The organism is Streptomyces sp. (assembly GCF_019510245.1).
GTDB lineage: Bacteria > Actinomycetota > Actinomycetes > Streptomycetales > Streptomycetaceae > Streptomyces.
In genome coordinates this window covers 28,243-54,717 of record NZ_JAEKKT010000204.1, presented here as the reverse complement: position 1 = coordinate 54,717, position 26,475 = coordinate 28,243, and the positions used below count along the sequence as shown (strand labels likewise).

The 26,475-nt window shown below is 70.7% G+C and carries 23 protein-coding genes and 1 riboswitch; of the genes, 11 read left to right on the top strand and 12 right to left on the bottom strand.

From position 1 onward, the window contains the following. The first annotated feature begins 179 nt into the window (after window positions 1-179). The 3 genes from JF597_RS41335 (at window position 180) to mctP (ending at window position 2,998) form a co-directional block, all read left to right on the top strand. Complete coding sequence (locus JF597_RS41335; protein ID WP_093499171.1) at window positions 180-944, top strand: GntR family transcriptional regulator; 765 nt, start codon at window positions 180-182, stop codon at window positions 942-944. A gap of 174 nt (window positions 945-1,118) precedes the next feature. Beyond that, on the top strand, window positions 1,119-1,391 hold the full coding sequence (locus tag JF597_RS41330) for a DUF3311 domain-containing protein (protein WP_294008819.1): 273 nt from the start codon (window positions 1,119-1,121) through the stop codon (window positions 1,389-1,391). Beyond that, window positions 1,388-2,998, top strand: coding sequence for a monocarboxylate uptake permease MctP (gene mctP / locus JF597_RS41325; protein ID WP_294008817.1), 1,611 nt, complete (start codon window positions 1,388-1,390; stop codon window positions 2,996-2,998). Before JF597_RS41330 ends, mctP begins: the two co-directional genes overlap by 4 nt. Window positions 2,999-3,028: 30 nt before the next feature. On the opposite strand, the gene JF597_RS41320 is transcribed toward mctP, so the two are convergent. After that, a complete protein-coding gene (locus JF597_RS41320; RefSeq protein ID WP_294008815.1) occupies window positions 3,029-6,652 on the bottom strand; it encodes an ATP-binding protein in 3,624 nt (1,207 codons plus the stop codon). Between the two features lie 174 nt (window positions 6,653-6,826). Here JF597_RS41320 and JF597_RS41315 point away from each other — a divergent pair, with 174 nt between their 5' ends. From JF597_RS41315 to JF597_RS41305, 3 genes are all read left to right on the top strand, one after another. Next, window positions 6,827-7,381, top strand: a complete 555-nt coding sequence (locus JF597_RS41315) for a GNAT family N-acetyltransferase (protein ID WP_294008813.1) — start codon at window positions 6,827-6,829, stop codon at window positions 7,379-7,381. Then, a riboswitch (cobalamin riboswitch) is annotated at window positions 7,351-7,511 on the top strand. Its footprint overlaps the gene before it by 31 nt. Before the next feature lie 120 nt (window positions 7,512-7,631). Further along, window positions 7,632-10,019, top strand: a complete 2,388-nt coding sequence (locus JF597_RS41310; protein WP_294008811.1) for a ribonucleoside-diphosphate reductase subunit alpha — start codon at window positions 7,632-7,634, stop codon at window positions 10,017-10,019. Further along, the gene (locus tag JF597_RS41305) at window positions 10,019-11,026 is read left to right on the top strand and encodes a ribonucleotide-diphosphate reductase subunit beta (protein WP_294008808.1); all 1,008 of its coding nucleotides are present in this window, start codon (window positions 10,019-10,021) and stop codon (window positions 11,024-11,026) included. The genes JF597_RS41310 and JF597_RS41305 overlap by 1 nt, the downstream gene beginning before the upstream one ends. Here JF597_RS41305 and JF597_RS41300 read toward each other — a convergent pair. After that, entirely contained in the window at window positions 10,939-11,199 is a 261-nt protein-coding gene (locus tag JF597_RS41300; RefSeq protein ID WP_294008806.1) for a hypothetical protein, read from the bottom strand. The genes JF597_RS41305 and JF597_RS41300 overlap by 88 nt on opposite strands. Before the next feature lie 93 nt (window positions 11,200-11,292). On the opposite strand from JF597_RS41300, the gene JF597_RS41295 reads away from it, so the two are divergent. Beyond that, window positions 11,293-12,258, top strand: a complete 966-nt coding sequence (locus JF597_RS41295; RefSeq protein WP_294008804.1) for a helix-turn-helix domain-containing protein — start codon at window positions 11,293-11,295, stop codon at window positions 12,256-12,258. Between the two features lie 39 nt (window positions 12,259-12,297). On the opposite strand, the gene JF597_RS41290 is transcribed toward JF597_RS41295, so the two are convergent. The 10 genes from JF597_RS41290 to JF597_RS41245 all read right to left on the bottom strand — a co-directional run bounded on the left by JF597_RS41290 (window position 12,298) and on the right by JF597_RS41245 (window position 22,633). Next, window positions 12,298-13,677, bottom strand: a complete 1,380-nt coding sequence (locus JF597_RS41290) for a cytochrome P450 (RefSeq protein WP_294008802.1) — start codon at window positions 13,675-13,677, stop codon at window positions 12,298-12,300. Further along, window positions 13,674-14,759: an epi-isozizaene synthase gene (gene cyc1, locus JF597_RS41285; protein ID WP_294008800.1), complete on the bottom strand. Its 1,086-nt coding sequence runs from the start codon at window positions 14,757-14,759 to the stop codon at window positions 13,674-13,676. The genes JF597_RS41290 and cyc1 overlap by 4 nt, the downstream gene beginning before the upstream one ends. Window positions 14,760-15,058: 299 nt before the next feature. Continuing rightward, complete coding sequence (gene def, locus JF597_RS41280) at window positions 15,059-15,709, bottom strand: peptide deformylase (protein ID WP_294008798.1); 651 nt, start codon at window positions 15,707-15,709, stop codon at window positions 15,059-15,061. A 126-nt stretch (window positions 15,710-15,835) separates the two neighbouring features. Next, a complete protein-coding gene (locus tag JF597_RS41275) occupies window positions 15,836-16,816 on the bottom strand; it encodes a hypothetical protein (RefSeq protein ID WP_294008836.1) in 981 nt (326 codons plus the stop codon). A 114-nt stretch (window positions 16,817-16,930) separates the two neighbouring features. Continuing rightward, on the bottom strand, window positions 16,931-18,142 hold the full coding sequence (locus JF597_RS41270) for an HD domain-containing protein (protein ID WP_294008834.1): 1,212 nt from the start codon (window positions 18,140-18,142) through the stop codon (window positions 16,931-16,933). A gap of 110 nt (window positions 18,143-18,252) precedes the next feature. Beyond that, a complete protein-coding gene (locus tag JF597_RS41265; RefSeq protein ID WP_294008796.1) occupies window positions 18,253-19,581 on the bottom strand; it encodes an HD-GYP domain-containing protein in 1,329 nt (442 codons plus the stop codon). A gap of 152 nt (window positions 19,582-19,733) precedes the next feature. Next, window positions 19,734-20,060, bottom strand: a complete 327-nt coding sequence (gene rsrA / locus JF597_RS41260; RefSeq protein WP_294008794.1) for a mycothiol system anti-sigma-R factor — start codon at window positions 20,058-20,060, stop codon at window positions 19,734-19,736. Beyond that, window positions 20,057-20,740 (bottom strand): RNA polymerase sigma factor SigR, encoded by a 684-nt coding sequence (gene sigR / locus JF597_RS41255; RefSeq protein WP_189267612.1) that lies wholly within the window; start codon window positions 20,738-20,740, stop codon window positions 20,057-20,059. The genes rsrA and sigR overlap by 4 nt, the downstream gene beginning before the upstream one ends. A 256-nt stretch (window positions 20,741-20,996) precedes the next feature. After that, complete coding sequence (locus JF597_RS41250) at window positions 20,997-21,629, bottom strand: alpha/beta family hydrolase (protein ID WP_294008790.1); 633 nt, start codon at window positions 21,627-21,629, stop codon at window positions 20,997-20,999. A 188-nt stretch (window positions 21,630-21,817) separates the two neighbouring features. After that, a complete protein-coding gene (locus JF597_RS41245; protein WP_294008788.1) occupies window positions 21,818-22,633 on the bottom strand; it encodes an SOS response-associated peptidase in 816 nt (271 codons plus the stop codon). Window positions 22,634-22,738: 105 nt separating this feature from the next. On the opposite strand from JF597_RS41245, the gene JF597_RS41240 reads away from it, so the two are divergent. The 4 genes from JF597_RS41240 (at window position 22,739) to JF597_RS41225 (ending at window position 26,387) form a co-directional block, all read left to right on the top strand. Beyond that, window positions 22,739-23,461 carry a M50 family metallopeptidase gene (locus JF597_RS41240; RefSeq protein WP_294008786.1) on the top strand — a complete coding sequence of 241 codons (723 nt, stop codon included), beginning with the start codon at window positions 22,739-22,741 and terminating at the stop codon, window positions 23,459-23,461. Between the two features lie 176 nt (window positions 23,462-23,637). Then, entirely contained in the window at window positions 23,638-24,966 is a 1,329-nt protein-coding gene (aroA, locus tag JF597_RS41235; protein WP_294008784.1) for a 3-phosphoshikimate 1-carboxyvinyltransferase, read from the top strand. A gap of 10 nt (window positions 24,967-24,976) precedes the next feature. After that, window positions 24,977-25,987, top strand: coding sequence for a ribosome small subunit-dependent GTPase A (gene rsgA / locus JF597_RS41230; protein WP_294008782.1), 1,011 nt, complete (start codon window positions 24,977-24,979; stop codon window positions 25,985-25,987). A 76-nt stretch (window positions 25,988-26,063) separates the two neighbouring features. Further along, a complete protein-coding gene (locus tag JF597_RS41225; protein ID WP_093499187.1) occupies window positions 26,064-26,387 on the top strand; it encodes a multidrug efflux SMR transporter in 324 nt (107 codons plus the stop codon). Window positions 26,388-26,475: the final 88 nt, after the last annotated feature.

Below are 26,475 nucleotides of genomic sequence, written 5' to 3'. Positions count from 1 at the left end.
TAAGAAACCCTCGAAAACCCGGGGCGCGGACGAGACAATTCCGGTAGACCACTCTCTCGGTGGACTAGACCAACAGCGCCTGCGACGGTATACAGAGGGGATCACGCAGCGTGCAGGGCGAATCCCGGTACGCTGCCGTGCCACGAGGCCAGCCGCATCAATAGCCGGGAAGGCGGAGCATGAGCACCGACGTCAGCAGTGCGGAGAACGAGAGCGGGACAGCCGTCCGTACCGCGCGCGTGCCCAAGTACTACCGCCTGAAGAAGCACCTGCTCGAAATGACCGAGACACAGGCCCCCGGCACCCCGGTCCCGCCCGAGCGCACCCTGGCCGCCGAGTTCGACACCTCCCGCACCACCGTGCGCCAGGCCCTCCAGGAACTGGTCGTCGAGGGCCGCCTCGAGCGCATCCAGGGCAAGGGCACCTTCGTCGCCAAGCCCAAGGTCTCCCAGGCGCTCCAGCTCACCTCCTACACGGAGGACATGCGGGCCCAGGGCCTGGAGCCGACCTCGCAGCTGCTGGACATCGGCTACATCACCGCGGACGACCGGCTCGCCGGGCTGCTCGACATAACGGCAGGCGGGCGCGTGCTGCGCATCGAGCGGCTGCGCATGGCCAACGGCGAGCCGATGGCGATCGAGACCACGCACCTGAGCGCGAAGCGCTTCCCGGCCCTGCGCCGCTCCCTCGTCAAGTACACGTCCCTGTACACCGCCCTGGCCGAGGTGTACGACGTCCATCTCGCCGAGGCCGAGGAGACCATCGAGACCTCGCTGGCGACCCCGCGCGAGGCCGGCCTGCTCGGTACCGACGTCGGCCTGCCGATGCTGATGCTCTCCCGCCACTCCCTGGACCGCGACGGCCAGCCGGTGGAATGGGTGCGCTCGGTGTACCGCGGCGACCGCTACAAGTTCGTCGCCCGCCTCAAGCGGCCCCAGGACTGAGCACGCACACACCCCGCCCCTCCTGACGGCACGTCACCCTTCTCCACCAAATCGACATGCCGATATGCGGATGAGGTCTTCCGCTGACCTTGCGCGTTCGCCATGATTGCCTGCGCATTACACAGGTGAACAACGGTGATCGCCGTGCGGTCAGTGAGGGGACGGAGCCGCGAGATGTCAGATGCGTCCGATGTGACCAAAGCGGCGGTGGTGACGCCCATCCGCGTCGCCATCGCCCTCTGCCTGATAGCGCCCTTCGTGGCGATGCTCTGGGTGGGCTCGTACGCCAAGACGGACCCGGTGTTCATCGGGATCCCGTTCTTCTACTGGTACCAGATGCTGTGGGTGCTGCTCTCCACCGCGCTCACGATGACCGCCTACCAGCTGTGGCAGCGCGACCAGCGCGCCCGCAGGGCCGAGAACACGAGCGGGGGTGCGCAGCAGTGAAGGACGGTGTGAACGGCGTCGCGCTCGGCGTCTTCATCTTCTTCTTCCTGGCCGTCACGGTCATGGGCTTCCTGGCCGCGCGCTGGCGCAAGGCCGAGAACGAGCACTCCCTCGACGAATGGGGGCTCGGCGGCCGGTCGTTCGGCACCTGGGTCACCTGGTTCCTGCTCGGCGGCGACCTGTACACGGCGTACACCTTCGTCGCCGTACCCGCGGCGATCTACGCGGCGGGCGCGGCCGGCTTCTTCGCGGTGCCGTACACGATCCTGGTCTACCCGCTGATCTTCACCTTCCTGCCGCGGCTGTGGTCGGTCTCGCACAAGCACGGCTACGTGACCACCTCGGACTTCGTCCGCGGCCGCTTCGGCTCCAAGGGCCTCTCGCTCGCCGTCGCCCTCACCGGCATCCTGGCGACGATGCCCTACATCGCGCTCCAGCTCGTCGGCATCCAGGCGGTGCTGGACGTGATGGGCGTGGGAGGCGGCGACAACACCAACTGGTTCGTGAAGGACCTCCCGCTCCTCATCGCCTTCGGCGTGCTGGCGGCCTACACCTACTCCTCCGGCCTGCGTGCCCCCGCCCTGATCGCGTTCGTGAAGGACGCGCTGATCTACATCGTCATCGCGGTGGCGATCATCTACATCCCGATCAAGCTGGGCGGCTTCGACGACATCTTCGCCAAGGCCGGCGACAAGTTCACGGCGGCGGGAGCGGGCGGCCTCGTCCCGCCCGCGGCCGGCCAGTGGACGTACGCCACCCTGGCGCTGGGCTCCGCCCTCGCGCTCTTCATGTACCCGCACTCGATCACCGCGACGCTCTCCTCCCGGAGCCGGGACGTGATCCGCCGCAACACCACGATCCTGCCGCTGTACTCCCTGATGCTCGGCCTGCTCGCCCTGCTGGGCTTCATGGCCATCGCGGCCGGCGTCAAGGTCACCAACGGCCAGCTGGCCATCCCCCAGCTGTTCGAGAACATGTTCCCGGACTGGTTCGCGGGCGTGGCCTTCGCGGCGATCGGCATCGGCGCCCTGGTCCCCGCGGCCATCATGTCCATCGCGGCCGCGAACCTCTTCACCCGCAACATCTACCGGGACTTCATCAAGCCGGACGCCACGCCGAAGCAGGAGGCCCAGGTCTCCAAGCTGGTCTCCCTGCTGGTGAAGGTGGGCGCGCTGGTCTTCGTCCTCACCATGGACAAGACGGTCGCCATCAACTTCCAGCTCCTCGGCGGGATCTGGATCCTGCAGACCTTCCCGGCCCTGGTCGGCGGCCTGTTCACCCGCTGGTTCCACCGCTGGGCCCTGCTGGCGGGCTGGGCGGTCGGCATGGTCTACGGCACGGTCGCCGCGTACGGCGTGGCCTCCCCGACCCAGGCGCACTTCGGCGGCTCGTCCAAGAAGATCCCCGGCCTCGGCGAGATCGGCTACATCGGCCTCACCGCCTTCGTGATGAACGTGGCGGTCACGGTGATCCTGACCTTCGCCCTGAAGGCCTTCAAGGCCCCTGAGGGCATCGACGAGACCAACCCCGGGGACTACACGGCGGACGCGGGCGACCCGGGGGTGGAGGTGGAACTGCCGCCGGCCGTGGCGGGATCCGCGCACTGACGAGACCCGGCCGGGCGTACGCATGGCTCCCTAGTCGCGCGTACGCCCGGCCATCGCGTCCCAGAAACGGTCCAGTTCGCGGACGCGCATGCTCACCCAGGGCGGCGTCTTGCGGTGCACGAGCCTGGGGAAGCACCGCCGTACGGGGCCTGGCAGCAGCACCTGCTGTTGCCGGCAGAAGGGCTCGCGGACCTCTCCCCGCGGCACTGTGCCCCGGGGCGGGTACGGGCACAGCTGGAACTTGCAGTCGGGCAGACAGGCGGTACCCGGTGCGGGCGGTGCCGCGGTGCCGGGCCGCAGACCGGGCCTGAGCGGCTCACGGCTCGTGCAGAGGCACGGCGGGAGCGGCGTCCCCGAGCGCTCGGCACGGGCCATGCGCTCCTCGACCTCGTCCGGGTAGCCGTCCCGCTCGATCAGGTTGAGCATCAGCAGCACGTCGGCGACGAGGCGCTGGGCGCGTCCGTCGAGGGTGCTCCACCCGGCGGACGGCGGTATCCACAGGTTGTGCCTTCGGTAGCCGCCGTTCTGTTCGACGCGTGAGCCCACGTTGTCGGTGACGGTCTTCTCGTCGATCCACAGGAAGCGCTCGGGCTGTCCTGTCTCCAGTGCCATGGCCACCAGATCGGCGGCCTCGGCGACGAACGGATGGAGCGTCCGCCGAGGCACGTCACCGTTGCCGGCGGGCGGGCCCGGCGGGGCGTTCACCGTGCCCGCCATGGACAGCCAGCGCTGCACCGTCTGTACCGCGCTGGTCCCCGCCATCGCCCGGGAGGCCACGAGCCGTATACCGGATCCGTTCTCCCGCCACACCGCTCCGTCCGCCTCCCGTTCGCGGTGGCCGGCACTGTCCGGAAGCTCCCACAGGCAGAGCGCCTGGAGCAGCGTCAGCTGGGTGTACCAGCACCGGGACCGCTGGAGCATCGTCTCCGCCTGCCGGATCAGCTCGGCCCGGCTGCCCGGATACGAATAGGGATGGCGTTTGCGGCGATTGGCGGCGAACTTGAAACCCTGGGCCAGCGCGGCCTCGAGGGCGAGCGGCAGGTCGGGGGCGCCGTGGGTGTACTCGGGATCGAGGTGGCGCACCCACTTGGTGAGGCGTTCACGGGCCTCGTCACGGTGGGCTTCGTCGACGGATCCCAGCAGCATGGGGATCATCCAGGCCCGCATCACGAACTCCCTGGACAACTCGATACGGTCCTTCCGGTACCGCTGCTTGGTCTTCATACGGCGCTGCTGCAGCCGGTCGATCTCCGCGGCCGACCGGTCCCACGAGGAGGCCCGGGCGGTCATCGCGTCCCGCATCCGCACGGTCCAGTCGTCGTGCTGCTTCCTCCGGCCGGCCCTCAGCTCGCTGACCGTCTCCTCGTATTCCCTGACGGGGTCGGTGTTCAGACCGTACCTCTCCCGGATGATCGCGAACGCCGAGTTGCCGCCGCTGCCGAACTCCTGGCCGACGGCCAGGCGCACGGCGTACGAGGGCTCCCCCTTGCCGATCTGGAAGAGGTAGTAGTAGAGCAACATGGTGTCGGTCTTCTGGGAAGCCGCACGAAGTGCTGTGCCAAGCTGCTTGGCCAGCCTTCGCTTGGCGTCCTCGACGGTGCGCCGGTCACCCTTGATGTCGGGCCAGCGCTCGTACACCTTCTTGACGATGTCGCTCAGCAGGCGCGGCCTGGACTCGGCGCTGTCGACCTCCAGGGCCGCCGCGTAGAGGTCCAGGGCCTTGGGATCGTCCGTGCGACGGTTCGCCGCCGTGAAGAGCCGGTCTGCCATGGGCCGTCCGTACACCGGTGCCTGCCGCCACAGCTCGTCCCGGTACTTCCTGACCTCGGCCCCGACACTGCCTCCCTTGGCCGACAGCTCCGCCGCCCGTCGACGGGCGAGCAGCACCAGAGCGATGAGCAGCTCGCGGCTCGGGCCCGGCGGCCGCAGGGCCAGCTCGATCAACTCGCCGGCGTCGTGCTCGCCGAGGTGACTCAGCATGCGGAAGCCGAAGTAGGCCTGGAGGGTGCTGTGCGGGAAACGGACCCTCTTCTCGAAGCTCTCCACCAGCCGGAGCTTGTCCGCGTTGGCCGCGAAGTGAGCGAGCGCGGTCTGGCACTGGCCCATGTTGCCCTCGAGCAGACGCTTCCTCTCTCTGGGGCTCAGGTGGTCGCAGAGCGTTTTCCAGACCTGTTCCCGATGCCACTCGGAGAAGGTGTTCCCACGCTTGCCGTACCGGTCGAAACGGCGCGCCATGGCCCACAGATGGTCCGCCCGGGCCGATGTCCGCCGCGTCGGACCGGGGTGGACGTCGTCGCCCAGCAGTTCGGCGAAACCGACCTCCAGCCGGTCCTGGAGCAGTCCGATGCACGCGAGCGCGGAGACCACCTCGACGGTGTCGTCGCGTTCCCGGGGACTCAGCTCGACGTCCTCGCGCAGCCGGCCCTCGCGCACGGCACGGTCCCACGTCTCCAGCAGCCACAGCCGCAGGGTGCTGCGGTCCCAGCTGCGGGTGTCGAGCCGATGGCCGTCGTTGCGCAGACGGTTGCGTTCCAGGCCTCCGTGGTGGTGCAGTTCGCGGGCGATCTGGAGGTAGATGGGCGATTCGGTGACCTCCGCGGTCTCCACGATCCAGTCGATACGGCGCTCGTCGCTCTCCGGGACCTGCGCCTCGACGAAGCGCAGGGCCTCCTCCTCGCTCAGCGGTTCGAGCTCCACGATCGCGGCGGGGGTGCTCTCCAGCGGGCTGTGCGGCCGGGATGCGATGACGAGCGGCAGCTTCTCCTCGTAGGCACGCTCGATGGCCTTGCGGATGATGTTGTCCCGGTCCTCCTGGAACCTCTCGTCGAGCACCGCCTCCTCCAGGCCGTCGGCGATCACCACCACCTTGTCGTCGGCGAGCAGTTGTTGCCAGACCCGGTCGTTCTTGCCGCGTGCCAGAATGCCCCGGGGCGCCTCCTCGGCGAACCGTTCCCTGGCCATCCGCTCGAAGTTGAGGTCACCACCGGTGGCGTCCCGCAACCGTATCGGCACCGGAACGGCGTGCTGACGGGCCAGTAGCTCGGTGAGCCGCACCAGGACGGCGGTCTTGCCCGTGCCGATACCACCGACGAGCAGATAGGGCCTGCGAGTCTCACGCTGCCGCAACCGCTGGGCGATGACTCGGGCGATCTCCTCCCGGCCCACGATCTCGGAGATGTCCGGCCCTGCGGTGCGCACCAGTCTGCGCGGCTCCTTGCGGGCCTTGGCGAGGTAGCGCCTCTTGGTCCAGTGGTACCAGAAGAACAGAAACGCCGCCGCGGCGACCGAGGCGGCGAGGAGCGGGCCGAGGAAGCGCAGGACGGCGTCGAACCCGTCCTCGGACCTGTGCCGCCACTGCTCGAAGGGGGTCGTACGGTGGGTGAACAGGATCCAGATGCCCTCAGCGACCCAGGCGAGCAGCAGGATCAGCAGAGTCAGCCAGACGACCCGGTTCAGATTGGTGTACGACCACCACCGGCGCCAGGTCTTGGGCCGGGTGGTGTTGCGGCGGGCCTCCAGCCAGATGGTCAGATGGTGCCAGTGCCCCAGAAAGAACCGCCGGAGCCGACGCCACGCCCGCCTCGCATCCAGCGTCGCCATCGGCGCACTGCGTGGCCGGACCTTGCCCGGCGGGTGACGGACGATTCTCGACATGGTGCCTCTCCTTCCGAGACCGGCTCTCGGCACGGAGGACCCGCGGGCACCTACCTCCATGGAAGCACTCCCGCCGCACCCCGCAACTCGACTCCGCCGACGGCAGAGCAAGACCGATACACCCCCGGTGAATTCAGGCGCACGTCGTCCGAGCCCTCCGGCAGACTCGGCACCATGGACATCACGATCCGGCCCGCGGCCCCCGCGGAATACGAAGACCTCGGCGAGCTCACCGCCCAGGCCTACCTCCGGGACGGCCTCCTCGACTACGGCGAGGGCGACCCGTACCTGCCCGTACTGAAGGACGTGGCCGGCCGGGCGGTCGCCGCGGAGGTGCTCGTGGCGGTCGACGGCGCAAGACTGCTCGGCGGGGTCACCTTCGTTTCCGGCCCCGGCCCGGTCGCCGACATCGCCCGCCCCGGCGAGGCCGAGATCAGGGCGCTCGCGGTCGCCCACGAGTCCCGCGGCCGAGGTGCCGGCGAGGCCCTCGTCCGCGCCTGCGTCGACCGGGCCCGGGCCGTGGAGGGCTGCACGGCCGTCGTCCTGTCGAGCCAGCGCAGCATGCACACCGCCCACCGGCTCTACGAACGCCTCGGGTTCCTCCGCACACCCGAGCGGGACTGGAACCCCGTGCCACACCTGGACGACATCACTCTCCTCACCTATGAGTTGACACTCCGACACCACCGCGGCACAACATCTGGGGGTGGCATCGCGGCCCGGCACTAGATGTATGCTCATGCTCGCTGTCGCCACAGGGGAATCCGGTGCGAATCCGGAACTGTCCCGCAACGGTGTACTTGTGCATGTTCGTGCACAGGAATCAGTCCGAGGACCTGCCGACAGCACGCCCAGCCACCCGGTTCGGGCGTTCTGACGTCCGGGCCTCGTGGAGTGGGCCGGGGACGCGACACGCGTGCGCGCCGTGTGCTGCCCCTGCCCTCCGCCAGGCCCCGTGCCCAGCGAGGGAGAGCCCCACGTGACCATCGCGCCAGCCGACCCGGCTTCAGCGACCAGCTCTGTGGAATCCGCGGCGGACGACGGTCCCGGTACCGCGCTGCTGCGGACCCTGACCGAGCTGACCGCCGACCTCCCCGACGCCGACCCCGGCCGGGTCGCCGCCGCCGCCTTGCGCGGCCGGTCCGCGCGGGCCGACGAGTCGGAGTTGCGCGAGCTGGCCACCGAGGCCGCCGCCGGTCTGATCTCGGAGGACCCCGCTTACTCGCGGCTGGCCGCGCGTCTGCTCACCGTCTCCATCCGCGCCGAGGCCGCCTCGCAGGGCGTGACGTCCTTCACCGGATCCGTGGCCGTGGGGCACCGCGAGGGCCTCGTCGCCGACCGCACCGCCGAGTTCGTCCGACTGCACGCGGCCCGCCTCGACGCGCTCGTCGACCCGGCCGCCGACGACCGCTTCGGCTACTTCGGCCTGCGCACGCTGCACAGCCGGTACCTGCTCCGGCACCCGATCACCCGCAAGGTCATCGAGACGCCCCAGCACTTCATGCTCCGGGTCGCCGCCGGTCTCGCCGATGGGGGTGCCCCCTCTGGGGGAGACACCACCAGGTCGCTGGACGAAGTCGCCGCGCTCTACGGGCTGATGAGCCGCCTCGACTACCTCCCGTCCTCCCCCACCCTCTTCAACTCCGGCACCCGGCACCCCCAGATGTCGTCCTGCTACCTCCTCGACTCCCCGAAGGACGAGCTGGACTCGATCTACGACCGCTACCACCAGGTCGCCCGCCTCTCCAAGCACGCCGGCGGCATCGGTCTGTCGTACAGCCGGATCCGTGCGCGCGGCTCGCTCATCCGCGGCACGAACGGGCACTCCAACGGCATCGTGCCGTTCCTGAAGACGCTGGACGCCTCGGTCGCCGCCGTCAACCAGGGCGGCCGTCGCAAGGGCGCCGCCGCGGTCTACCTGGAGACCTGGCACTCCGACATCGAGGAGTTCCTGGAACTGCGCGACAACACCGGTGAGGACGCCCGCCGTACCCACAACCTCAACCTCGCGCACTGGGTCCCGGACGAGTTCATGCGCCGGGTGAACGCCGACGAGCCGTGGTCGCTCTTCTCCCCCGCCGACGTACCGGAACTCGTCGACCTGTGGGGCGAGGAGTTCGACGCGGCCTACCGCAGGGCCGAGGCGCAGGGGCTGGCGCGCCGGACCCTCCCCGCCCGTGACCTGTACGGCCGGATGATGCGGACCCTCGCGCAGACCGGCAACGGCTGGATGACGTTCAAGGACGCGGCCAACCGGACCGCCAACCAGACGGCCACCCCCGGCCATGTCATCCACTCCTCGAACCTCTGCACGGAGATCCTGGAGGTCACGGACGACGGCGAGACGGCCGTCTGCAACCTGGGCTCGGTCAACCTCGGCGCCTTCGTGGCCAACGGGGACATCGACTGGGAGCGGCTCGACGAGACCGTCCGCACCGCCGTCACCTTCCTCGACCGGGTCGTCGACATCAACTTCTACCCGACCGAGCAGGCCGGCCGGTCCAACGCCCGGTGGCGGCCGGTGGGGCTGGGCGCGATGGGGCTCCAGGACGTCTTCTTCAAACTGCGGCTGCCCTTCGACTCCGCCGAGGCGAAGGCGCTGTCCACCCGGATCGCCGAGCGGATCATGCTCGCCGCCTACGAGGCCTCCGCCGACCTCGCCGAGCGCGGCGGCCCGCTGCCGGCCTGGGAGAAGACCCGCACCGCGCAGGGCGTGCTGCACCCCGACCACTACGGCGTCGAGTTCACCTGGCCGGAGCGCTGGGCGGCGCTGCGCGCGCGGATCGCGACGACGGGCCTGCGCAACAGTCTCCTGCTCGCCATCGCGCCCACCGCCACCATCGCCTCGATCGCGGGCGTGTACGAGTGCATCGAGCCGCAGGTCTCGAACCTCTTCAAGCGCGAGACGCTGTCCGGTGAGTTCCTCCAGGTCAACTCCTACCTGGTGCAGGACCTTAAGGACCTCGGCGTCTGGGACGCCCGCACCCGCGAGGCGCTGCGCGAGGCCAACGGCTCGGTGCAGGACTTCGTCTGGATCCCGCAGGAGGTGCGCGATCTCTACCGCACCGCCTGGGAGATCCCGCAGCGCGGCCTGATCGACATGGCCGCCGCGCGCACCCCGTACCTGGACCAGGCCCAGTCCCTGAACCTCTTCCTGGAGACGCCGACCATCGGCAAGCTCTCCTCGATGTACGCGTACGCCTGGAAGTCGGGTCTGAAGACGACGTACTACCTGCGCTCGCGCCCGGCGACCCGGATCGCCCGCGCCGCGCAGGCCCGAGCCACCGTCCCCGTCCAGCAGGCGGCGCCCGAAGACGCCGTCGCCTGCTCCCTGGAAAACCCCGAGTCCTGCGAGGCCTGCCAGTAATGTCCAGCAAGAACCTTCTCGACCCCGGCTTCGAGCTCACGCTCCGCCCGATGCGCTACCCGGACTTCTACGAGCGCTACCGGGACGCCATCAAGAACACCTGGACCGTGGAGGAGGTCGACCTCCACTCCGACGTCGCCGACCTCGCGAAGCTGTCCCCGATGGAACAGCACCTGATCGGCCGGCTGGTGGCGTTCTTCGCGACCGGTGACTCGATCGTGGCGAACAACCTGGTGCTGACGCTGTACAAGCACATCAACTCCCCCGAGGCGCGGCTCTATCTGAGCCGGCAGCTGTTCGAGGAGGCCGTGCACGTCCAGTTCTACCTGACGCTCCTGGACACCTACCTCCCCGACCCGGAGGACCGCGCCGCCGCCTTCGCGGCGGTCGAGAACATCCCCTCCATCCGCGAGAAGGCCGAGTTCTGCTTCACGTGGATGGACTCGGTGGAGAACCTGGACCGCCTGGAGTCCCAGGCCGACCGCCGCCGATTCCTGCTCAACCTCATCTGCTTCGCCGCGTGCATCGAGGGCCTGTTCTTCTACGGCGCCTTCGCGTACGTCTACTGGTTCCGCAGCCGGGGTCTGCTGCACGGTCTCGCCACCGGAACCAACTGGGTGTTCCGTGACGAGACGATGCACATGAGCTTCGCGTTCGACGTCGTGGACACCGTCCGCAAGGAGGAGCCGGAGCTCTTCGACGACGAGCTGCGGCAGCAGGTCACCGACATGCTGCGGGAGGCCGTCGAGGCGGAGCTGCAGTTCGCGCGTGACCTGTGCGGTGACGGCCTGCCCGGCATGAACACCGACTCCATGCGCCAGTACCTGGAGTGCGTCGCCGACCAGCGGCTCGGCCGCCTGGGCTTCGCCCCGGTGTACGGCTCGGAGAACCCGTTCTCCTTCATGGAGCTGCAGGGGGTTCAGGAGCTGACGAACTTCTTCGAACGCCGCCCGTCCGCGTACCAGGTGGCGGTGGAGGGCACGGTCGACCTCGACGAGGACTTCTGAGCCTGCCGAGCCTTCCGGGTCTCCCGCTCCCCGCGGTCCTCATGGGCCTCCCTGATCTGCCGGTCGATGCGCCTGTCGCGCAGGACGCCGAGCACGGACGGGAGGGCCATGAGGACCAGGATGCCGAGGACCAGGACCATTCCGACGAGACCTTCGATCTGGTTTCCGTTCATGGACACCACTGTCGCGCCGCAGACGCCTTACGGTGAGTGGCAGCACTGCCACACACCCTCGAATTACTGCCAGCGGCGAGGCACACTGGCAGCATGCTGACGAACGTGGCCACGGTGCTCCTCGACGGTGTGCACCCCTTCGAGCTGGGGGTGGTCTGCGAGGTCTTCGGCCTCGACCGCTCCGACGAGGGGCTGCCGGTGTACGACTTCGCGGTGGTCTCGGCGGAGGGGCCGGCGCTCGGCACCCACGTGCCCGGCCTCACCGTCTCGACGCCCTACGGTCTCGACCGCCTCGAAGAGGCCGACCTGATCGCGGTGCCGGCCTCGGACGCAAACGTCACCAGGGAGTACCCGCCCGAGCTGCTGGACGCGCTGCGCCGGGCGGTGGACCGGGGCGCCAGGGTCCTCAGCGTCTGCTCCGGCGTCTTCGTGCTCGGCGCGGCCGGGCTGCTGGACGGACGCCGGTGTGCCGTGCACTGGCGGCACGCGGAGCTGCTGGCCCGCCGGTATCCGCGCACCCGGGTCGAGCCGGACGTGCTGTACGTCGATGAGGACCCGGTGATCACCTCGGCGGGCACCTCGGCCGGCATCGACGCCTGTCTGCACATCGTGCGCAAGGAGCAGGGCCCCGAGGTCGCCAGGAAGATCGCCCGGCGGATGGTGGTGCCTCCGCACCGGGACGGCGGCCAGGCCCAGTACATCGAGCGCCCGCTGCCCGAGGGCCCCTGCGACACGGTCGGCGGGGTGCTGGCCTGGATGACGGAGCACCTCGACGAGGAGGTCACCGTCGAGCAGCTGGCCGCCCGCGCCCTGATGGCCCCGCGCACCTTCGCCCGCCGCTTCCAGCAGGAGACCGGCACCACGCCGTACCGCTGGATCCTGCGGCAACGGGTGCTGCTGGCGCAGGAGTTGCTGGAGGGGACGGACGAGACGATGGACGCCATCGCGGGCCGGACCGGCTTCGGGACGGCGGCCGCGCTGCGGCACCAGTTCGTGAAGTCGCTGGGTACGACGCCGAACGCCTACCGGCGCGCGTTCCGGGGCCCGCAGGCCGCCTGAGCGCGCGCCGGTATCAGGCGTGGTCCGCCGGCCGGCGGGTCACCAGGGCACGGGGGCGAGCAACAGCCGCTGCGGGCGCAGGGTGATGCCCACCCGGGTGGTGTCGTTCGACCCCGCGACCTGCTCGAAGCGGTACTTGGCGCACAGGGCCGCCGTGATCAGGCTGAGCTGGGTCATGGAGAAGTGGTCGCTGGGGCACTTGCGGTTGCCCACGCTGAAGGGGCTCATGGCGTACTTGGGCACGTCCCCCGCCCGCTCCGGCAGCCAGCGGTCCGGGTCGAACTCGAGGTGCCCGGCGTAGGAGTGCGGGTCGCGCTGGACGGCGTACGGGCTGTAGACGATGTCGGCCCCGGCCGGAATGCGATAGCCACCGAGTTCGGTGTCGGTCTTGGCCCGGCGCGTCAATATCCATACGGCCGGCCGCAAACGCATCGCCTCGACCACGACATTGTTGGTGTGCGAGAGCCGGCGCACGTGCTCAAAACCGACCGGCTGACCGCCCGTCACGGATTCGACCTCGGTCCGTACCTTCTCGGCGTGTTCCGGATGTTCGGCGAGGACCTGGAGCAGCCACATGATCGTGGAGGCGACTGTTTCGCTGCCGGGGGTGAGTATCGCGACCACCTGGTCGTGGATCTCCTGTTCCCCGATGGGGTCGCCATTCTCGTCCTTCGCCGCGAGCAATGCCGTCAGCAAATCGTCCGGCTTTTGACCAGATGCCCGGCGCTCGGTGACGATCTCGTCGACGAGGAGATGCAAATCGGCCAGCGCCCGGTTGAATTCACGGTTGGCCGGCAACGGCAGCCGGTACAGCGGGCCGAGTGGTACGACCATCCGCCGGTACATACCGCGGAAGACGCTCGCGAGGTCGACGCTGAGCCGCTCCGCGCGCTCGTCCATGTACTCGCCGTGCAGCAGGCAGCGGGCGGCGATGCGGACGGCGACCCGGAAGGACTCCGAGGTGCAGTCGACGGTGGAGCCGGGCTGCCAGCGTTCGGTCAGGGCATGCGCCTCCTCCTCCATGACCGGCCCGTAGGCGGGTATCGCGGAGAGGTTGAACGCGGGCTGGATGGTGCGGCGTTGGCGCCGGTGGCGGGGGCCGTTGGCGGTGGCGACACCCTCCTTGCCGAGCAGCCCTTCCAGGGACTCCCAGAGCGGGCCGGCGATGATGAAGTCGGGGTTCAGGGCGAGGGCGCCGGTGAGCTCCGGGGTGGTGACGGCGTACACCTCCTTGGGGCCGAGCCTGAGGCGGACCATGTCGCCGTGGGCGCGCAGCCGGGTCATGAAGGCCAGCGGGTCACGGACCAGCCGCCAGCCGTGCCCGAGTAGCGGCACCCTGCCGCCGGCCAGGGGCGGTTCGCGCAGTTCAGCGTGTTCGGAAGCCTCCGCGGTCGCGGGCTTCACGGACTCGACGGTCATTTCTCACCTGCCGCTTCGTTGTTGACGTACGGGGGCGTGGACCGGTCGTCCCAGCTGTCGACCATGTATCGGCCGGATTCGTGGTGGAACCAGTAGACGGAGCTGAACCAGTTCCGCATATTGCCGACGCAGGCCGTGACGGCGACACCGAGTTCCTTTCCGTGCACGGTGCCGTCGTCGAGTTCCTCGGCGAACCGCAGTACGGCCCGCTCGGCGACCAGGAATTCGCTGATGCATTCCTCGACGCGTCGCCTGACTTCCTCGACCGCCTGCTCCAGACTCATTCCCTCATGGGTGACGAGACTGATTCCGAGATTGTGGACCTCGTCGCCCGCTATTTCCTTCGGCAGCGAGCAGAGGTCGTTGTACCAGGCGGCGAATTCCTGGCTGAGCAGCGCCGCCCGGCGGTACGCCGGGTTTTTCCGTACGGCGTCCGGGAGTTCGGTCCCGGCGCTCGGCTCCAGCAGGTCCGTCCATATCCAGTGGGCGAAAGTGAGGCGTCGCAGGGCGAGGTATTCCTCGACCCCGGGGACGTATCCCGAGGTGCGGTTGCGGAACTCGCGGTCGTACGCCTCGATCACCTCGTGGAAGTGCCGGGCGAACCGCTGGTTCCAGGTCCCCGGCAGGAACGCGTACAACCGCGCGATGCTGTCGGCGAACCCGGCGACCAGGGTGTCGGGGTGGTGCAGGTGGTGCAGGGGCGCGTCGAGAGCCGCGTGCAGCCGGAACCGCAGCCGTCGCCAGTCGGCCGGCCTGCCGTGCACGACGTCACGGTCGTGCCGGTCGTCCCAGACGAAGAACCAGGCGCTGTAGTCGCATATCGCCTGGATGACCTCGTCGGACGCGCCCAGGTAGTACCCCGCCATGAGGTCGGTGTAGCAAAGGCCGTCGGCATATTCCCGCACCTTGTCCGCCGGCATCAGCCGCTTTTCCAGCAGCCAGAGGCGGGTCTTCTCCTGTAGCCGTGGCCAATACGGATGCAGTTGCCGGGGAAACTCGGCCTCGATCACCGGGAGGGCGAGTTGTGGTGGAACCGCGACCGCCGTCGGCGTCGATGTGGTGCTGTGTGAGAAAGCATGCACGAACAAACCCCTCTCAGCCGAGCCAGGTGCGCACACCCCTCCCGCCGTGCCGGGCGTGCGCCGTTGCGTATCCCCGCAGTCCCCATTCAGCACCACAACTGACCGGTCTGGGAACGGATTTGCTTCACTCACTACCCCACAGTGCCGAGAATCTCCCCTTGTGTGACTGATTAGGGTTCGCTAGGGGTGCACAAAGGATCGAATGTACGACGCACAGATGGGCGAGTCTGACCGAACATGACGAATGCCTGGTCGGGGCGGGCCCGACCAGGCGTTCGTCACACGTGTCCTTCTGTGTCTCAGTCGTTGGCGACCACGGGGTAGCGGGGCTCGTTCTCGGCCATCTGCCGCAGCGCGTCCTTGCGCTCACGCTTGGAGAGCCGGTCGATGTACAGGTAGCCGTACAAGTGGTCGGTCTCGTGCTGCAAACACCGAGCGAAGTAGCCGGTGCCGCGCACCTTGATCGGGTTGCCCTTCTCGTCCTGCCCGGTGACCTCGGCGTAGTCGGGCCGGGCGAGCGGCGCGTAGGCGGTGGGCACCGACAGGCACCCCTCGTTGCTGTCGTCCAGCCGCCGCTTCTCGGCGGGCAGGTCGACCAGCTTCGGGTTGCACACCACACCGACGTGCCGGACGCCCTCGTCGTCCTGGCAGTCGTAGACGAAGACCTTCAGGTCGACGCCGATCTGGTTGGCGGCGAGGCCGACGCCCTCGGCGGTCCGCTGGCTGGCGAACATGTCGGCGACGAGCTGGTCCAGCTCCGCCCCGAACTCGATGACGTCCTTGCACTCCTTGTGCAGCACCGGGTTCCCGACGACGGTGATGGGCCGCGACGTCCCCCGCTCACGCCAGGCGTTCTCGCGCTCCTCGGTCCCCTCGGTGTCGACGACGAATCCCTCGTCGTCCACGGGGAGCACGCCCGCGTGCTGCTGATCGGTGTCCTGCTGCGCCATGACCGACGTAAGCCTTCCTAGGTAAAACGGGGGTGATATTGCTGATACAGGGTACGTGGAGGCGCCCGTCAGGGGCGCGGGGAACTGCGCGAGCGACCGCTCACAGCCCGCAGCGTCCCACCGGCCTCAGCACACCTCTTCCAAATCCCGCCAATCCCTGGAATCCGGGCTGTCCGCAACCCACCCGTCCAGCAACCCCCTCACCAGCGCAGCCGGCGCAGCCACCCCGCACTCCCGCTCCGGCACCCACAGCTGCCCGTCCGTCCGATGCCCCAGCGGCCCCGGATGCCCCGGCTCACTGTGGTCGTGGGGATCGAGATGCACCCCGTCGCCCTCGTCCGACGGCATCCGCGACTCGGAGCACATCCGGCACAGCAACCGCACCGAAGAGGACCAGTCCTCCGCCGCGAACCCGGCATCCCCCGCCAGCTGTTCCAGCGCGTCCCGGTCGGCCTCGGTCGCCGCCTCCAGCAGCACCACCCACGTCGGCACCGGCGACGGCGCCCACAGCTCGATCTCGTCGAAGACGGGGTACGCGTGCCCGGTCGCCGTGGTCCGCTCACCGTGCGGCACCCCGTCGTGCAGGACCACCTCGCCCCAGCGTCGCCCGGACGAGGGAAGCGGGATGGACTGCACCTCGATACGGGCGGGGTCCAGCCGCCGCCCCCACACCACCTCGGCCTCCCCTTCCGGGGACAGCCGTACGGCGGCACTGCCCAGGTCCATGCCGTCCGGCTCGCCGGACGCGGTGGCGCCTCCCGGCACCCGCAGCCCGTACGCCTGCCAGGCCCGCCGGGCCAGCGGCCAGTCCTGGAGGGCGGTCGCCGCGATGCCCACGTTCCACCAGTCGGGCGCGCCGGTCTCCCGGTCGAGCAGGGCCACCGCGCGCAGGCCTGCCGCCCGCGCCTGCTCCCAGTCGTGCCGGAACTTGTGCAGCAGGGCGAGGTTGAACCAGGACTCCGACAGCCAGGGTTCCAGGTCGGCGGCGCGTGTCAGCAGCTCGCCCGCGTCCTCGTACCGGCCGTCGCCGATCAGCGTGAACGCGCGGTCGGTGGCCTGCCGCCAGGAGGCGGAGGGCCGGTGCCGTCCCTTGCCGAAGATCCTCACGATTCCCGCCTGCCAGTTCCAGTTCCGCACAGTGGGCTGGCTTGTGCCCCCGGACATCACCCTCTCCCTCGCATCCAACCACGTACGACGGGAGCGCCGCTCATTACCCATGGGTTACCCAGCCGCGCGCAAGGTCAGACAGTCCCGGGAGAGCACGCGGGCCAGGGACTCCACAACCTCCGGAGCGTAGTCCCCGGCGGTGGCCAGCCGTAACTCCTCCAGCGCCGCCAGCGGCCCGCCGGGCCCGGAATCCCGGGCCTTCTCCTCGTACGCGTTGACGGCCCGCACGATCCGCGCGGCGACCGGCTGCTCCCGGTAGGGGTCGGCCTGCCGTTCCACGACCACGGCGACCGCCGCGTCCACCCCGGTCTGCCGTACGACGGCCCCGCCGAGCAAGGCTATCCGGCGCTGCTCCGCCGCCGGCAGCCCGGCGGTCGCCCCGGCGGGCACCGGGTCGACGAGGCTGAGCTGACCGATGTCGTGCATGAGCGCCGCGTGTTCCAGGACGGTGAGCTCCGCCCCGGACAGGCCCAGGTCCCGCCCGACGGCCCGGCTCAGCGCGGCGACCCGGCGGGCGTGCCCGGCCGGGGTGTACCCCGCTATCTCGGTGGCGCGGGCCAGGGAGGCGATGGTCTGCCGGTAGGTGGCCCGGACGGCCGCGTACCGGCGCAGGGACAGCTGGGTGAGGAGGAGGGGCAGGCAGAACACGGGCAGCGCCCACAGCCCGACGACGGCGACGGCCAGTGCGATCACGGCCCCGGTGGCGCAGACGGCGGACCCGATGCCGAGCAGCCCGCGCAGTTCGTCCCGCAGCAGCGGCCCGAACGGCCACGCCGTCCGCGAGTGGGCCTGCGCGGCGGCGAGCACGGCGTCACACAGCGCGGTGAGCACGAGGAGCGCGACGAGCAGCAGGGCGTACACCGGTCCGCCCCAATGCTCCAACGCGCTCCTGTTGTGGAGGGGTTGGAAGCAGACGGCGGCGAAGCCGACGGTGAGGACGCGGCGGGTGAGGTGGTCGAGGGTGGGCCGCCGCCCGTCGGCTATGTGCGGGACGTTGCCGAGCAGCGAGGCCGCGCAGACGACGGCGACGACCTGGAAGGCCCCGTCGTGCGTGGCGGCCCCGGCGTCGCCGCCGAGCAGCGCGTAGGCGAGCCCGCCCGCGGCCCCGAGCGGCGCGGCCTCCCGCACCTCGGCGCCGGTCCACCGGGCCCACTCGCCGATGCCGACGAGCACGCCGAAGGCGAGGGCGGCGCCGCGGTCGTCGAGGCCTTCCCAGAGGGTGCCGGCGAGACAGCCGAGGGCGAGGAGCAGGGCGGCGAGGCGGATGCAGCCGAGCGCGGCGGGGCGGCGGGAGCGAAGGGCCGCGGCCGGAGGGGCGAAACCGCTGCCGCCGCCGCGGGCCGCCGGTCCCGGGGCGAACGCCGGGACCCCGGACGTCACGGGGCACCTCGCCCGACGCTTTCGCGGTCACCGCCCGGCGGACCGGGGAGGGCCGGGCCGGGCGGGTCCGCCGGCTGTACGTCCGCGGTGACCGCCGGGTGCCAGCCGTGCCTGGCCAGCGCTCGCGTCAGGGCGTCGACGATCCCCGGGTCGAAGTGCCGCCCCGCGCACCGCCGCAACTCCGCCACGGCGGCCGCCACCGGCCGGGCCCTGCTGTAGGAGCGCGTCGAGGTCATCGCGTCGAACGCGTCGGCCACGGCCACCACGCGGGCGGACTCCGGGATCTGGCCGCCCGCCAGTCCGTAGGGGTAGCCGCTGCCGTCGATGCGCTCGTGGTGGTGGAGGATCGCCGCGCGGGCCTCCCCCAGGAAGGAGATGCCGCGCACCATCTCGTGGCCGTACTCGGGGTGCAGTTCGATGATCCGCCGCTCCTCCGGCGTGAGCGGCCCGTCCTTGCGGAGCAGCCGGGTGGGGACGCCCAGCTTCCCCACGTCGTGGAGGATGCCGGCGAACCGGAGCACCTCCACCCGGTCGTCGTCCATGCCCAGTTCGCGCGCGATCATCACGGAGGCCTGCCCGACCCGCTCGCTGTGCCCGCGGGTGTACCCGTCCTTGATGTCGACGGCCTGGACGAGCGCGCGGATGGTGGCCTGATGGGCGGCGCGCTCCCGGTGGTACTGGGCGAACACCCACCAGGACACGCACATCGGCAGCAGGACGAGGAGAGCTGCGACGGGGCCGTAGGGGCTGCGCCAGAGCACCGCCATCATCAGCCCGGCCAGCCCGTGCACCCCGACCGGGGCGAGGGAGCGGGAGAGCAGGCCGCGCCAGGCCCGGCGGACCGGGACCCGCTCGGCAACGGCGAGGATCCCGCCGTCCAGCACCGTGAGAACGGCGCAGAAGGCCAGCACGGCCGCGCCGCAGGGGAGCAGCGCGTACGGGAAGTCGCAGCCCACCACCGAGTCCCGCCCGCCCAGCGCCCAGTGCACGCGCCCCGCGCCCCACACCGCGAGCGCCAGCTCGGCGGCCCGCCAGGTCCGGCGCAGCGCCTGCGGCCGTTGCTCGGCGCGGGAGAGCAGCGCACCCGGCAGCGGCACGAGCGCGGCGGCCGGTGGCGGCAGCAGGAAGGCACCGGCGAGCAGCACCGGGTAGAAAGTGCCGCCGAGGCGGCGCCGTACGACGTGCTCGCAGGCCGCGTACAGCCCGGCGAGGAGGGCGACGACCCACCAGGGTGCACGCAGGTCGGGCAGCGGCAGCAGACAGAACAGGACGGCGAGGGCGACGCAGGTCACGTACGCGCGTACCCGTACCGGGACCGCCTCCATCTCGCCCCTCCCCCGACCATGCCCGTCCAGGCTCCGGAGCCTAGGGCGGGAGTCGCAGTCCGGGGGCTTATGACCGGAGGATTAGCACGTTCGGGTGATGGGGCACCGGGGCGGGAACGGCTCCGCGCCGCCTGCGGGCGGCGCTGCCGCGGTCAGCTCTCCGGCGTGACCGGTGCGGGCTGGGCGGCCCGGGACGCCGTGACGTCGTGGTCCGGGACCGCCTGGCCGGAGCGGATCAGATCCAGCCGCCCCAGCACCTTGGCCCGCAGGTCGGTGGGCACGTCGTCATGCCCGCAGCACCGCTTGACCAGCTTCTTCACGGCCTCTTCCAGCCCGTACTTCTCCAGGCAGGGGGAGCACTCGTCGAAGTGCTGCCTGAACTTGACGCGATCGACGTCAGGCATCTCACTGTCGAGGAACTCGTACAGATGATCGAGTACCTCACTGCAGTCCGTCTCGTGCGGCTCTCCGCAGCTCATGAGCCCGAGCCTTTCGCTTCGTTCGACTCTCCGGCGCCGGCCGGGACGAGCCCGCGCTCACGCGCGTAGTCCTCCAGCATGCCGCGCAGTTGACGGCGGCCTCGGTGCAGCCGGGACATCACCGTACCGATGGGTGTCCCCATGATGTCCGCGATCTCCTTGTACGCAAAGCCCTCGACGTCTGCGAGGTACACGGCGATGCGGAACTCCTCGGGGATCGCCTGGAGTGCTTCCTTCACGTCCGAGTCGGGCAGGTGGTCGAGCGCCTGCGACTCCGCGGAGCGCAGACCCGTCGACATGTGCGACTCGGCACGCGCGAGCTGCCAGTCCTCGATCTCCTCGGCCGCGGAGCGCTGGGGTTCGCGCTGCTTCTTGCGGTACGAGTTGATGAAGGTGTTCGTGAGAATGCGGTACAGCCAGGCCTTGAGGTTGGTGCCCTCACGGAACTGGTGGAAGGACGCGTACGCCTTGGCGTAGGTCTCCTGCACCAGGTCCTCGGCGTCGGCCGGGTTGCGCGTCATGCGCAGCGCGGCCGAGTACATCTGGTCGAGGAATTCGAGCGCGTCCCGCTCGAAGCGCGCGGTGCGCTCCGACGTCGACTCCGCGCTGACGCCCTGGCCCTCGGGCAGCTCCGCCTGGCCGTTGTCGGTCCCTGCGTCGGTACCGGTGACCGGACCCACCTCCTCAAGATCCCGGGCAGGACCAAAACCGATCCCACTCGTCTCGGAGGATAGAACACGACCCGTGCCTGCCGCCGCTCGAATAGGAGCGGTCTTGGCCGCGTGCAGCACCGTCCAGTCCAGGTCAGCGCTGCTGCTACGGCTCGGGCAGATGGTCGAACCCATGCGGCGGACTTCCTCTCCTTCGGCGTCGGCGCTGGTGTCCCAGCACTTCTGTCCGCCTCAACAGTGGTCCGCCGCGCAACATTCCCGGGTGTCACCCGAGGGACGCGGTCCATGCGGCGACCGCGTCCGTGATGATGGTCACTGCCTGTTCCGGGCCGATCTCCGCCTTTTTGGGTACGGCGAACCCGTGATCCGCGTAGGGCACCTCGACGAGTTCGTACTCCCCGTCCGGGAACTCGGCCGGCTTCCCGAACGGGTCGTTCCCGCCCTGTACGACGAGCGTGGGCACGCCGGCCCCGAGCAGCTCCCCGGCCCGGGACTTCTCCGGCTTCCCCGGCGGGTGCAGCGGAAAGCCGAGGGCGAGGACGCCGACCGCCCCCAGCTCGGCCGCCGTACGGCAGGCGACCCGGGCCCCGGCGCTGCGCCCGCCGGACACCACCGGCAGCCCCGGCGCGGCGAGCGCGGGCCACACCCCGCGCCAACCGACGTCGAGCGTCCTCGGCGCGGGCGCGAGCTTCTTCCCGGCGACCCGCCAGGGCTGCTCGACGAGCGCGACGGTCACACCGTGGCCGGGAAGGACCGCGGCGACCGCCTGCAGATCCCGCGCCTCCACGCCCCCGCCCGCCCCATGGCCGACGGCCAGCACCAGCCGCGCCCGCTCTGCCTCGTACCAGGTGATGCGGGCGTCTCCCGCCTCCGTACCGACGATCTTCGCTGTGGTCACGTGAGAAGGCTAGAAGCAGAGGGCCGAGCCCGTCCGCCGAGATCCGCCGCGCTTCGGCACCGCCCACCGGCCACGACGGCCCCGGAGCCGTCTGCCGGCAGCCCGCAGACGGCAGACGGCAGACGGCAGACGGCAGACGGCAGACGGCAGACGGCAGACGGCAGATCGGCGCACGTCCGGCGGAGCGCTCAGAAGAGCGTGCCTTCTTCGGGCCCCTCCAGCTCCTTCAGCAGCTCCGGGCTGTTGTTGCGGACGTTGCTGACGGCCGTGGAGACCGGGTAGGCGCGCATCAGGCCCTCCGGCGGCGGGGCGAGCAGCGAGCGCAGGTCCTCGACGTCGGTCCGGGCCGGGTCGAGCCAGGCGTCCCAGCGGTCCGGGGTCAGCATCAGCGGCATCCGGGGATGGATGTCGTGCAGCGACCGCGGCCCTTCTGCGGGCGCCACGGCCAGCGGCGAGGTCTCCGCCTCCGTGGTGATCACCGAGCACGTCGCCCACCAGGCCAGCGGGTGCTCGTCGGGCAGCGTACTGTCCCGCCAGAACTCGTACAGCCCGGCCATAGCGAACACCGAGCCGTCGGCCGGGAGCACGAAGTACGGCTGCTTGCGCGGCCGCTTCTTCTTCCCCTCGACCTCCAGGTCCCGCTCCTCGGGGGCGGTGACCCACTCGTAGTAGCCGTCGGCCGGCAGGATGCACCGGCGGGTGGCGAAGGCGCGGCGGTACGACGGCTTCTCGTGCACGGTCTCGGCCCGTGCGTTGATCATCCGGGCGCCGCCCTCGGGCGTTTTGGCCCAGGAGGGCACGAGCCCCCACTTGAGCCTGCGCAGCTGGCGAACCGGACGGCGGTCCTCGGCGTCTTTCAACGGACGGTCCAGGACTGCGTAGACCTCCTTGGTCGGGGCCACGTTGTAGTCGGGCTCCAGGGTCTCTTCCGGATCCCACTTCTCTATTTCAAAGACTCCTGCGAGATCCTCGGGCCCACGACTGGATGCATACCGTCCGCACATACGTGCAACACTGCCAGGCCCGCCCGTCGCCCGACCACCACCCCCCGACGACGGCGCTCCGCGCCGACACCTTTTGGACTGACCAGAGGGAGTAATCACCGCACCATGGAGAGCACCGCCGCCCTCGCGCTGCCCGACCTCTGGGACCGTCTGACGGGTACCCAGTCCGATCCCGACCTGTGGGTGGTGCTCGCGACCCTGGCCGCCGCGGTCGCTGTGGTGGTCCCGCACAACTTGTGGCGGATATCCCGCAACGCCATCACGATCGCCCACGAGGGCGGCCACGGCCTGACCGCCCTGCTCACCGGCCGCCAGCTGACCGGCATCCGGCTGCACTCCGACACCAGCGGCCTCACGCTCAGCCGGGGCAAGCCGCACGGCATCGGCATGATCCTCACGGCGGCGGCCGGCTACACGGCTCCCCCGCTGCTCGGCCTCGGCGGCGCGGCCCTCCTCGGCGCCGGCCGCATCACCCTTCTGCTCTGGCTCGCCACGGCTCTGCTCGTCGTGATGCTGGTGATGATCCGCAACGCGTACGGCGTCCTGACGGTGTTCCTGACGGGTGGCGCCTTCCTGCTGGTGTCCTGGCTGGCCGGACCGCAGGTGCAGGCGGCGTTCGCGTACGCGGTGGTGTGGTTCCTCCTGCTCGGCGGAGTCCGCCCGGCCTTCGAGCTCCAGGCGAAGCGCTCCCGGGGCGGCGCGGGCGACTCGGACGCGGACCAGCTGTCGAGGCTGGCCCATCTCCCGGCGGGCGTATGGCTGTTCCTCTTCCACACGGTGTCCCTGTGCTCGCTGATCGGCGGGGGCAGGTGGCTGCTCGGCATGTGAGCAGCACATCGCAACCGACAGGACGACAGCCGACCTGAGGGGCACGGCGCCGCACCCGCCCACTGGCCTCCCCACGAAGCGGCGCCGCCCCCGCCCCGCCCCCGCCCGGCCTCCCCGCAAAGCGACGCCGCCCCCGCCCACCGGCCGTCACCGCCCCCTGCCACTAAAGTGACCCCATGGCCGCAAACCCCACCGCACCAACCGCCCTCTGGCCCGCACCCCACGCGCGCGGAGCCGTCGACGCGACGGTTCACGTGCCCGGGTCCAAGTCGGTCACCAACCGCGCCCTCGTCCTCGCCGCCCTCGCCTCCGAACCCGGCTGGCTGCGCCGCCCCCTCCGCTCCCGCGACACCCTGCTGATGGCCGGCGCCCTGCGCGCGATGGGCGTCGGCATCGACGAGGGCGTCGGCCCCGACGGCTCCGGCGAGGCCTGGCGGGTGCTCCCCGCGGGGCTCCGCGGCCCCGCCACCGTCGACGTCGGCAACGCCGGCACGGTGATGCGCTTCCTCCCGCCCGTCGCCACCCTCGCCGCAGGCGACATCCGCTTCGACGGCGACCGCCGTTCGTACGAACGCCCCCTGCACGGCGTGATCGACGCCCTGCGCGCCCTGGGCGCCCGCATCGACGACGACGGCCGCGGCGCGCTCCCCCTCACCGTCCACGGCAGCGGCGCCCTGGACGGCGGCCCGGTCTCCATCGACGCCTCGTCCTCCTCCCAGTTCGTGTCGGCCCTCCTCCTGTCCGCCCCGCGCTTCAACCAGGGCGTGGAGGTCCGCCACACCGGCGCGACCCTCCCCTCCCTCCCGCACATCCGCATGACGGTGGACATGCTGCGGGCGGTCGGCGCACAGGTGGACACCCCCGAGTCGGGCGGCGAGCCGAACGTCTGGCGGGTCACGCCCGGCGCCCTGCTGGGCCGCGACCTGACGGTCGAGCCGGACCTCTCCAACGCCCAGCCCTTCCTCGCCGCGGCCCTGGTGACGGGCGGCCGGGTCGTGATCCCGGACTGGCCGTCCCGGACCACCCAGCCGGGTGACCGGCTGCGCGAGATCTTCACCGAGATGGGCGGTTCCTGCGAACTGACCGAGTACGGCCTGGAGTTCACCGGCTCGGGCCGGATCCACGGCATCGACGTGGACCTGGGTGACGTCGGTGAGCTCACCCCCGGCATCGCGGCGGTCGCAGCCCTCGCGGACACCCCCTCCACCCTGCGCGGGGTCGCCCACCTGCGGCTGCACGAGACGGACCGGCTGGCCGCGCTCACCAAGGAGATCAACGAGCTCGGCGGCGACGTCACCGAGACCGCCGACGGCCTGCGCATCCGCCCGCGCAGGCTGCACGGCGGCGTCTTCCACACCTACGACGACCACCGCATGGCGACGGCCGGCGCGATCATCGGCCTCGCCGTGGCCGACGTGCAGATCGAGAACGTGGCGACGACGGCGAAGACGCTGCCGGACTTCCCCGACCTGTGGACCGGGATGCTCGGGAGCGACGGGGCGTAGGAGCTACACCATGCGCCGCTACGGCAAGCACACCGACGAGGACGACATCCGCGCCCGCCCCAACCGCAAGGGCAACCGGCCGCGGACCAACATCCGCCCGAAGCACGAGGACGCGGCCGAGGGGATGGTCCTCACCGTCGACCGGGGCCGGCTGACCTGTCTGGTCGAGGACCGTACGATCTTCGCGATGAAGGCCCGTGAGCTGGGCCGCAAGGCCGCGGTGGTCGGCGACCGGGTGGCTCTGGTCGGCGACCTGTCCGGCAAGAAGGACACCCTCGCCCGGATCGTGCGCATCGAGGACCGCTCGTCCGTGCTCCGGCGCACCGCCGACGACGACGACCCGTTCGAGCGCGTGGTCGTCGCCAACGCCGACCAGCTGGCGATCGTCACCGCCCTGGCCGACCCCGAGCCCCGCCCCCGCCTGATCGACCGCTGCCTGGTGGCGGCCTACGACGGCGGCCTCACGCCCCTGCTGGTCATGACCAAGTCGGACCTGGCACCGCCGGACGAGCTCCTGGAGCTGTACGGCGACCTGGAGATCCCGTACGTGGTCACGAGCCGCGAGGAGCTGGCGGCGGGGGAAGCCGCCCGCCGGGTCCAGGAACACCTCGACGGCAAGATCACGGCGTTCGTCGGCCACTCGGGCGTCGGCAAGACCACGCTGGTGAACGCGCTGGTACCGACGGACCGCCGTCGTACGACCGGGCACGTCAACGCGGTGACCGGCCGCGGCCGGCACACCACGACCTCCGCACTGGCCCTCCCCCTGGCCGACGACGGGGGCTGGGTCGTCGACACCCCGGGCGTCCGTTCCTTCGGCCTGGCCCACGTCGACCCCTCGCGCGTGATCCACGCGTTCCCCGACCTGGAGCCCGGCACCGCGGACTGCCCGCGCGCGTGCAGCCACGACGAGCCGGACTGCGCGCTGGACGAGTGGGTCGCCGAGGGGCACGCGGACCCGGCCCGCCTCTACTCACTGCGGCGGCTGCTGGCGACCCGGGACCGCAAGGAAGGCGACTGACCACCGGGGTGTTTGTCATGACCGGAGTTCGGTAAGTGCATAATCGCACCGAGCTGGACATACGGGAGGACAGCACATGGCGTGGCTGCTGGTGATCGTGGCCGGGATCCTGGAGACCGGGTTCGCCGTGTGCCTCAAGCTCTCCCACGGGTTCACCCGACTATGGCCGACGATAGCCTTCGCCTCCTTCGCGCTGGGCAGCTTCGGCCTCCTGACCCTGTCCCTGAAGAAACTGGACGTGGGTCCGGCCTACGCGGTCTGGACCGGCATCGGCGCGGCGGGCACGGCGATCTACGGCATGGTCTTCCTGGGCGACCTCGTCTCCACCCTGAAGATCATCTCCATCAGCCTGGTGATCGCAGGCGTGATCGGCCTCCAGCTCTCAGGCTCGGCTCACTGAAACGCGCCCCAAAGGGGCGCTGGGGGTACCCCGGCCGAAGGCTGGGGGAGGAACCGCGCGACCAGCCCCCACGCACCCGCAGCCGACC

Coding starts and splice junctions, on each gene's coding strand:
- JF597_RS41320 (WP_294008815.1), bottom strand. CDS start 6,652: ATGTCGAGAATCGTCCGTCACCCGCCGGGCAAGGTCCGGCCACGCAGT.
- JF597_RS41290 (WP_294008802.1), bottom strand. CDS start 13,677: ATGACCGTCGAGTCCGTGAAGCCCGCGACCGCGGAGGCTTCCGAACAC.
- rsgA (WP_294008782.1), top strand. CDS start 24,977: ATGCGCCGCTACGGCAAGCACACCGACGAGGACGACATCCGCGCCCGC.
- JF597_RS41295 (WP_294008804.1), top strand. CDS start 11,293: ATGCTGACGAACGTGGCCACGGTGCTCCTCGACGGTGTGCACCCCTTC.
- JF597_RS41335 (WP_093499171.1), top strand. CDS start 180: ATGAGCACCGACGTCAGCAGTGCGGAGAACGAGAGCGGGACAGCCGTC.
- JF597_RS41300 (WP_294008806.1), bottom strand. CDS start 11,199: ATGAACGGAAACCAGATCGAAGGTCTCGTCGGAATGGTCCTGGTCCTC.
- rsrA (WP_294008794.1), bottom strand. CDS start 20,060: ATGAGCTGCGGAGAGCCGCACGAGACGGACTGCAGTGAGGTACTCGAT.
- JF597_RS41315 (WP_294008813.1), top strand. CDS start 6,827: ATGGACATCACGATCCGGCCCGCGGCCCCCGCGGAATACGAAGACCTC.
- JF597_RS41245 (WP_294008788.1), bottom strand. CDS start 22,633: ATGTGCGGACGGTATGCATCCAGTCGTGGGCCCGAGGATCTCGCAGGA.
- JF597_RS41265 (WP_294008796.1), bottom strand. CDS start 19,581: ATGGAGGCGGTCCCGGTACGGGTACGCGCGTACGTGACCTGCGTCGCC.
- JF597_RS41240 (WP_294008786.1), top strand. CDS start 22,739: ATGGAGAGCACCGCCGCCCTCGCGCTGCCCGACCTCTGGGACCGTCTG.
- JF597_RS41225 (WP_093499187.1), top strand. CDS start 26,064: ATGGCGTGGCTGCTGGTGATCGTGGCCGGGATCCTGGAGACCGGGTTC.
- JF597_RS41330 (WP_294008819.1), top strand. CDS start 1,119: ATGTCAGATGCGTCCGATGTGACCAAAGCGGCGGTGGTGACGCCCATC.
- JF597_RS41305 (WP_294008808.1), top strand. CDS start 10,019: ATGTCCAGCAAGAACCTTCTCGACCCCGGCTTCGAGCTCACGCTCCGC.
- aroA (WP_294008784.1), top strand. CDS start 23,638: ATGGCCGCAAACCCCACCGCACCAACCGCCCTCTGGCCCGCACCCCAC.
- def (WP_294008798.1), bottom strand. CDS start 15,709: ATGGCGCAGCAGGACACCGATCAGCAGCACGCGGGCGTGCTCCCCGTG.